Genomic DNA, 8,048 nt, shown 5'->3' with positions numbered 1-8,048 from the left:
TAAGACAGAAATCAAAGTAGATCAAACTGCCGGAAACATTATAGGTGGTACTGACGGTATAAGTTTGTTTAATGAAACTGGCGGAAAAGTCTCAGTGACTACAGCCGGCAAAGTAGAAGGTAAAACTGGAGCCGGAATTCAGGTTGTATCAGGTACAGCACCAGTTTCAGATATTGACGAAAACGGAGAAGACATAAGTTCAGCATTTGCTGTAAATAAGAAAGCCGCAACAAAAGCCGGTGATGAAAATGGCCAGGTATCTTTGGGCGGAATTAATGTTGTTCAGTCAAGTGGTGAAATCAATGGTTTTGCTAGTGGTATAGATGCCAGCAATCATGAATCAGGTGCGACCAATATTCAGGTGAGTGGCAATGTGAGTGCAACAGGCACTCAATTTCAGGAAGCTGAGGAACCAGAAGCTGATAAACCAGAAACTGATAAACCAAAAATCGAATATGGTACAGGCATAGGCATTATTGCAGTAAATGATGGAAAGGATACCACCGACATAAATATAAGTCAGTTGACAGAAAGCAGTAAAATTGAAGGCACAGCAGGTGGCATCAGTGCAAGGAACTCAGGTAGTGGTTCGACTACCATCACTACAGCAGGGACAGTGACAGCAAAAGGACCGGGCGAATATGGAAGTGGTATTTCTGCTTTCAATGGTGAAACGGCCAATGCCATCACTATTACCCAGAGCACTGGTGAAATTAACGGTGACCAGAGTGGAATATTGGCAACCAATATGGGCAAAGGTTCGACGGTAATAACAACTGCAGCAAATGTCACAGGAACCAAAGGTGCAGGCATTCAAGCCAACAACATAAGCTGGAATGACACGGGTGCTAAGACAGAAATCAAAGTAGATCAAACTGCCGGAAACATTATTGGTGGTACTGACGGTATAAGTTTGTTTAATGAAACTGGCGGAAAAGTCTCAGTGACTACAGCCGGTAAAGTAGAAGGTAAAACTGGGGCCGGAATTCAGGTTGTATCAGGTACAGCACCAGTTTCAGATATTGACGAAAACGGAGAAGACATAAGTTCAGCATTTGCTGTAAATAAGAAAGCCGCAACAAAAGCCGGTGATGAAAATGGCCAGGTACCTTTGGGCGGAATTAATGTTGTTCAGTCAAGTGGTGAAATAAATGGTTTTGCTAGTGGTATAGATGCCAGCAATCATGAATCAGGTGCGACCAATATTCAGGTAAGTGGCAATGTGAGTGCAACAGGCACTGAATTTAAGGAAGCTGAGAAACCAGAAACTGAGCAACCAGAAACTGAGCAACCAGAAACTGAGAAACCAGAAGCTGACAAAGCCAAAACCGAATATGGTACAGGCATAGGCATTATTGCACTAAATGATGGAAAGAATACCACTGACTTAAATATAAGTCAGTTGACAGAAAGCAGTAAAATTGAGGGTACAGCAGGTGGTATCAGTGCAAGTAATTCAGGTACTGGTTCGACTACCATCACTACAGCAGGAACTGTGATAGCAAAAGGACCGGGAGAACTTGGAAGTGGTATTTCTGCTATCAATGGTGAAACGGCTAATGGCATCACTATTACCCAGAGTACAGGCAAGATTGAAGGTGACCAGAGCGGAATATTGGCAATCAATGAAGGCAAAGGTTCGACGGTAATAACAACCGCAGCAAATGTTACAGGAACCAAAGGTGCCGGTATTCAAGTTAATAACAAGAGTAAGGGTACTAAGACAGAAATCAAAGTAGATCAAACTGCCGGAAACATTATTGGTGGTACTGACGGTATAAGTTTGTTTAATGAAACTGGTGGGAATATTACAGTTGGTGTTGCCGGTAAGGTGACGGGGGGTAGTGGTGCAGGTATTGCTACTAATATTACAAATAGTATTGTTTCTTCTACAACCGAAAAAACTGCAGGGATTAGCAATATTACTCTGAACCATGGTGCAGATGTTTCTGCTGTATCAGGGGTAGCGATTATAGATGGTGATAATAATGCTAACGTTATTTTAAATGGTGGTTCTAAAGTAGCTGGCCAAATTAATCTTGGTAAAGGCAATGATACGCTGACTATCAATAATGGCTCAGATATTTCTGGAGTGACTGTGCTGGATGGTGGCAACGATAATGATACCGAGCCAGATAGCAGTACTGATAAACTGTATCTCAATACCAGTCTGCGTGGTTCTTCAGAAATTTCTCGTAATGGAGGAATAGGTATTATTAACTGGGAAGATATTAATCTGGGGGAATCAGCCACACTGACATTAACAGGCAATCTGAATACCCAAAACCTTAATATTGGCTCCGGATCTGAATTAAAGCTCGATAATGTGTCGAATAGTGCTACAGAAGATTCACTGCACGAAGTGGCTGTAAAAGGTAATGTTAAAAATTCTGGTAGCATTAATATGGTGAACGGTAATGTGGGTGACCGCCTTACCATTCAGGGCAACTATCACGGTGAAAAAGGCAGTAAGTTGCTTATGGAAGTGACGCCTGAACAGAATAAGGCTGATAAATTACATATTACGGGAGATGCCACTGGTACGACTGCGATTGATTTAACCGAAGTTAGTGGGTTAGGTGAAAATACCGCTGGTACAAACGGGGTTGAAATCGTTTCAGCAGATGGTAAAACTGATGGTGAAGTGTTTACCTTGCTTCGTGACCATGTTGATGCGGGTGCTTATGAATACCGCCTGAAAAAAAGTGAAGATAATAAATGGAATTTGTTATCTGAAAAAATTCAGGATACTGGTAACCAAATAAAACCTAAAACCACATATCGTAAGGAAGTACCATTATTAAGTGCTGTAGGGGCTCAACTGCGTCAGGCTGATAGTCTGATGCTAGCAGATATGCATAAGCGTATTGGTGCGACACCTGCTCCAGATGAACGCAAGGCATGGGGACGAGTGATTGCGAATCGTAGCGACATTCGTCAGAACGGTGTGGCTAATGTTCGCAGCAAGGGTAATTACGCCGGTTTACAACTGGGTAGTGATGTTTGGACGAATAATGGCCTGAGAGTTGGTGGCTATCTGGGCTATTTACACGGTAATCTGGATGTAGATGGTTTTGCCAGTGGAGTAGTTGGCAAAGTTGGTAAAAACAGCACCAAGTCTTATTTCCTAGGCGCATATGGTAACTATACCCTTGATAGTGGAACCTATCTGGATGTAGTGCTGCAGGGTGCACGCCACAATGCTGATATCAAGCCGGATAATGCATCAAACAGTAAACAGAAAGGCCACGGTATCACGGCTTCTGTAGAGGTAGGCCAGCCATTTGCACTTGGCAGCAGTAGCTGGAAGTTCGAACCTCAGGCACAAATTATGCATCAATGGCTGGATCTGAATGATATTAATATCAGTGGTAATACCAAAGTTAAGCAGGATCATGACAATGCATGGTTATTCCGTTTGGGTGGACGTTTAGAAGGAAACTATCCGGTAAATAAAGGTGTACTGCGACCTTATGCGCGTTTAAATTTCTTCTATTCTCCTAATGGTGCAGATACCAGCAGTTTTGCAACTAAAGCTGCCTCTACAACATTGCGTACTGGTGCTTCTCATGCAAATACTGAAATGGCCATCGGTGGAAGCTATGAAATTACTGATAAAGTAAAAGCATATGGCGAAATCGGCCATACCTGGTCTAATGGGAATGATGCACATGAGAAGTCACCGGTTAATGGTTCAGTGGGACTGAGGGTAAACTGGTAACTATCATTGATTTAAGTACATGAAGTGAGTAGGACTGAATCGTAGATTGATTCAGTCCTTTTTCTATTCTATGATGTTTTGATAATTTAATTAATAAAGTATCATAATAATATAGGCTTGAATAATACTACTGTTAAACAAAATTTCTGGTAATTTCAGGTTGATAATAAATTTTTAACACCTATACGGCATTATCGAAGTTATGAATCCTGTTACTAATGGATTTATACGATAAAGTTCAATGAAAATTAAGTATGAAGTTTTAAACGTCAATCGATAAAGAAAATATAAAATTTACGTTTCTTCTTCATCCCATTTTTGCAATAACTCGAGTGGTATTGCATTGATTACTTCGGAAAAGCGTTTACCCACCATGCGTTCTGCTTGACGCAGGAGGGGGACAGTAGGGCTGCTTGGCTCGTTGGCTTCAAACCAGTGACGTATATCCTCAATGCGCTGAAGGGCGTCATAACGGTCGGCAATAGCTACCGGCATCAGTTCTTGTAAAACATCATTTGTAAGGGATTCGTTATTAAGAGAAGAATCTACATCTTCTTGTATAATTTCAGGTGCGTTAGAAATATGGTTGTTGTTTTGTTCTGGTAGGTTATTTTCTTCGGGTGTTTCTCTTTTGGGGGCAGATCGGTTTTCATTATCCTGAAAATAGCTCAATATTTTTTTTAGCGAACTAAAATCCGGTGCATTGAGTTTTAAATTCTCATCGACCCATGTTTGCAATTTTTCTACAATTGGTAGCACTTCATCAAGTGCTATCAGCGCCGGTGTATTTCGCAGACGCAAATCAAGCAATTGCCGCCGTACGGAGTCTGGAGCTAGAGCATCAGCCGGACGTGGAATTGATAAAGAGCGCTCTACATCCCGAATTTGTAATCGCAATGCCGCATTACTAGACAGCACAATCCCGCGAATATCTGCCATAACACCTTGCGGGTCTGTCAGACCGGCAAGTGCATTACTGCGAACCAGTGCCGCATCCTCTTCATCACCATTTTCATCTAATTCAATCTGTGGATATATTTCCTGTGAATAAGTGGTACAGGCCTCTTCAAGTAAACTTAATCCTTCAAAAAGACCTTTGGCTCCATTCAACTGGATTCTGCTGCGCAGAAAGATAATATAAATTCGGATGTCTTTAGTCCGTAGCAACAATCTTAGTGCATCGCGTTCAACTTCATTCCAGTTAATTCCTTCCGGTTTGTTAACGAAATCACCATATTGAGCTTCAGGTTGTTCGGTAGATTTAGAAAGTAATAGCAGAAATTCTGGGTCATATTCGAGATTACTGCCACATGGCTGTTCAGCAGAAACGGGAGCAAGCAAGTCTGCATATTGGTGTTTCTGTTTGATATTTTTATTGCTCATCTTTTTCTCACAACTGTCTGATGCTGGAATATTGTTCTGGTTCATACGTCATACCCGCCACTGGAAGATCATTCATGGACTGACCCAGCCAAGTAGTCCATCCTAAACGCTGGTCAGAACTCATTTGCGCTGGAGGGGCTGAACGCGGATTCAATTGTAGTTGTATTTCCCACTCATATTCATATCCGATAAACGCCCTAACCCATTCGATTAAGCGTGGTAAGTCGCGTCCGTTAGGTAAAAAATGTAAGTAATTATCCAAGTTCAATGGGCCAATAATTAAGCGGAATTTATGTTGGCGATCTGGTACCATCTGTCCTACTAATGCACCTTCTCCTATCACCGATGCGGGTCCGGGTATACCCAGACGGGTACGTTCTTCGGGCGCTACGGCAATCCAGTGTAATACGTATTCTTCAAGAGTAAAGGGTACGCCAAAATAATGAGACAGTGTTGATGTCATTCCATCTGGATTACGGGCTTCGCGCACTAAGTGTGCTCCTGCCGCTAATCTGGGATGAGAAGGCAAAGGGCTTTCAGCAAATTCTTCCAGACTCTGACCACTAAGGCTGGCTATAAAAAAAGAAAATTCTTCAGCGTCTTGTCTATCCAGTCCACCGCCAGCAGATTGAGCGCTTTGCCACGCACTATAGAATTGGGTCAGGTAGCGATGGTGAAATAGATCAGCAAAATCTACTAATGTGCTGTCACGATTACTGTCGCGTCGGCTCAAGGCAATTTCAGTATAATGCATCGGCAAAGGACCATTGGCTCCCCACAATCCTAATCCGAATAATTGAATTTGAAATTTTCCTTCTGATGTTAAAGAAGTTGATGCAATTTCACGTGGAGCAAAAATCAGTGATGGTGATTGTCCCAGTCGAAACGGTTCTTGCTGTGGTCGTACAGCATCACCTATTGGTAGCTGAAGCGGATATTGAGCACCAAAAAAACGCATCAGACTTAAATAACCATAACGCCATGGTTTCTCGCTAGCCTTATGCAAAATATCTTGCCAGGTTTGTTTATCTGTATTGTGCGAACTGTCCATCTCTTTCATTAGATTGCACCCCTACCGCCCATCCGTACTGGCCAAAGCGCAATCTGACCACGCTGGATACTATGCAAAGCAGTTTGTGTGAATGTATTGATGGCAACATGTCGCGATAAGTAGTGCTCCATTACTAATCCGAACAGATAAGGACTAATGCCGGAAAATCCATCTTCGTCAATTGTCAGCTCACATTTGACACCTCTTCCGTATACCAAAGGACCGGCACCAGGCAAACGTCGGGTTACTGGTTCAGTTTTGACTCCTATTAGACTTTGTATTTGGCGTAGTTGTGGGCTGTCATGTGTTGGTACAAATAGTCTTAGCATATCCCGTAATGCCTGCCCCCCTGGTCGATGAGCCATATCAGACAATGGTAAATAATTAAAAGATAGTTGCCTTATAAGACGCCATGCCAGCTCCCTTTCTGCAAATGGCGCCTGCGGTGGACGTGGTGCACGGATGAGTCCGATACTTTCAACAGGTACCGAATCATCAATGGACAGATCATCAATACCATTGCGTGGAACCAGTGTTGCCAGATCACGATTGGTTAACCATGCGGTAGCCGAAAGATAACGCAGATATTCTGGATAAGGTGCTTCATTCTGGTCTACCAAAGACAGAAAAATTTCTGTCCCAATATAACTAGTACGGGTACCATATTTTCGGGCATTGTCGGATAGTTTGCGTTGTTCACGACGCAGGGAGAAATAACGGCCGTAATTACCTTCGTCGTTATTAAGAGAGTTATAAAGCGGGCGAAAATTTAGTTCTTCTGTAGTCTGTGGTTTCAGTCCGTGGACAGTTTCAATTGTATAAATTTCATAATCAAGTGGCCGAGATCTGTCCGCAACCAGATGTAACTCTGTGCGGGCTGTATCCAGCTCTATTCTGTCTGTACGTTTACGGAAAAGATTAATTAGTGGTGTACAAAACAAAGCAAATTGTTCTGTACTGGTTTGATTAATAAGCCAGCTATCCGGAATGCGATCCAGCAGAATAATAATTTCAGCTACATTAGCATTGATTTTGCTCAGACCATTGGATAGACCTGTCGGTGTAAAAAAATAAAACCGTTCTGGACAGCTAAAATATTCATGCAACAAATTATGTCCATGGAAAACATCCCATGTAAGCGGTAGTAACCCTTCTCCCGGTTCCAACCCTTCATGTACAACCGCATTTTTTACATTAATGTCTAATGCTCCCGTGAAACTTCCCGGATATCCGGCTACCGTTGCAACGGCACTGGTATGCAATAATTCAAACAGATGAGATGCAATTCTGTCTTCACCACACAGATAAATAGGTAAGCGATCCAAACCTTTAATCTGATTAAAGTTGATTTCACCAAATGTTCGTAAGGTCAGTCGTAAGGCTCCGGCTACTTTAGTGTGAGCCGGCAGATAACGGTTGAGCATCGGCATGTCAGGCGGTGCCCCAGTTAATCTGGCTTCAATGATTTGGATTGGCCATAATGTAACTTCCTGACTATTGCGAAATTCACAAACTGTGTTTTCTCCTACTGGAATACCGGCACGAAAAGTAGAATGTCTGGGTACTTTAAATCCTTGGTGGAAATCACCTTCCGAATGGCTGGGATGAAGCTGTGCTACCGCCATTGATGGGGTGGGTGTGACATAATTCGGATAAATGACTTCCAGCAGACGTTGGGTAAATCGCGGAAATTCAGCGTCTATTTTTAATTGTGTGCGTGCTGTGAGAAAACAGAAAGCCTCTATCATCCTTTCTACATAGGGATCCGCTATTTCAATACCCTGCATACCCAGACGTTTTGCAATTTTGGGGTGTTGCCGCGAAAACTCAGCGGCCATTTCACGCATGAAAGTGAGTTCTTTGTTGTAATAGTCTAGTAATAACGGATCCATG

4 protein-coding genes are annotated in these 8,048 nt (G+C 42.6%); 1 reads left to right on the top strand and 3 read right to left on the bottom strand.

Annotated elements, in window-relative coordinates; all coding sequences use genetic code 11:
* The coding region (locus tag BHC43_RS05725) for an autotransporter outer membrane beta-barrel domain-containing protein (RefSeq protein WP_144078744.1) at positions 1–3,721 on the top strand (3,721 nt) is incomplete at its 5' end.
* A gap of 294 nt (positions 3,722–4,015) precedes the next feature.
* On the opposite strand, the gene BHC43_RS05720 is transcribed toward BHC43_RS05725, so the two are convergent.
* The 3 genes from BHC43_RS05720 to tssF are packed head-to-tail and all read right to left on the bottom strand — an operon-like array spanning position 4,016 to position 8,047.
* The gene (locus BHC43_RS05720; RefSeq protein WP_218966473.1) at positions 4,016–5,149 is read right to left on the bottom strand and encodes a type VI secretion system protein TssA; all 1,134 of its coding nucleotides are present in this window, start codon (positions 5,147–5,149) and stop codon (positions 4,016–4,018) included.
* Positions 5,112–6,164, bottom strand: a complete 1,053-nt coding sequence (gene tssG / locus BHC43_RS05715; protein WP_100156772.1) for a type VI secretion system baseplate subunit TssG — start codon at positions 6,162–6,164, stop codon at positions 5,112–5,114. Before tssG ends, BHC43_RS05720 begins: the two co-directional genes overlap by 38 nt.
* Positions 6,164–8,047: a type VI secretion system baseplate subunit TssF gene (gene tssF, locus BHC43_RS05710; RefSeq protein WP_100141427.1), complete on the bottom strand. Its 1,884-nt coding sequence runs from the start codon at positions 8,045–8,047 to the stop codon at positions 6,164–6,166. The genes tssG and tssF overlap by 1 nt, the downstream gene beginning before the upstream one ends.
* Position 8,048 lies beyond the last annotated feature (1 nt).

Source organism: Snodgrassella alvi (assembly GCF_002777855.1).
GTDB lineage: Bacteria > Pseudomonadota > Gammaproteobacteria > Burkholderiales > Neisseriaceae > Snodgrassella > Snodgrassella alvi_E.
The sequence above is the reverse complement of the archived record's forward strand: the minus strand, read 5'-3'. Positions and strand labels throughout refer to the sequence as shown.

Excerpts from the sequence above, each read along its gene's own strand:
- BHC43_RS05720 (WP_218966473.1), bottom strand. The coding sequence starts at position 5,149 with ATGAACCAGAACAATATTCCAGCATCAGACAGTTGTGAGAAAAAGATG.
- tssG (WP_100156772.1), bottom strand. The coding sequence starts at position 6,164 with ATGAAAGAGATGGACAGTTCGCACAATACAGATAAACAAACCTGGCAA.
- tssF (WP_100141427.1), bottom strand. The coding sequence starts at position 8,047 with ATGGATCCGTTATTACTAGACTATTACAACAAAGAACTCACTTTCATG.